Source organism: Polaromonas sp. P1_G2 (genome assembly GCF_056405515.1).
In genome coordinates this window covers 1-444 of sequence record NZ_JBFUBY010001192.1, presented here as the reverse complement: position 1 = coordinate 444, position 444 = coordinate 1, and the positions used below count along the sequence as shown (strand labels likewise).

1 protein-coding gene is annotated in these 444 nt (G+C 64.2%); it reads left to right on the top strand.

Features of this window, described 5'->3' with window-relative positions; genetic code table 11:
• Window positions 1-256 (top strand): alpha/beta hydrolase (locus AC1D0P_RS29720; protein WP_477680015.1); only part of this gene is annotated, 256 nt, incomplete at its 5' end.
• Window positions 257-444: the final 188 nt, after the last annotated feature.

The following is a 444-nucleotide window of genomic DNA, read 5'->3' as shown; positions in this document are numbered from 1 at the left end:
GCCGAGCGATGAGCGGCCGCATGCCGATCTTGACAACATGCCCGTCTACCTGACCGGCTCGGACGACGATCCATGGGTTCCGGTAACCGCCTTCGCCGCGGCATCGGAGGCGCTCGGCAAGGCGCGGGCCAAACTGCGTTGCGAACTGTTTCCCGGCCGGGCGCACCAGGTATCCGACATGGAGGCGGCGGCCGTCGGCGCCATGCTGTCGGATCTCGCCAAAGGCCAGACGCCATTCCAGAGGCTTGCAGCATGATTGAGATGTGACCCAACGCACATAAATCACAAAGGGAGGAACATATGATCACGCGCAGAACATTGATGCAGGCCACGGCCGCGACCGGCCTTACCCTATCGTTCGGCGGGCTTGCCGCGCCGGCAATCGCCCGCAATGCCAAGATCAAGATCGGTTACGTCAGCCCGCAGACCGGCCCGCTTGCCGGC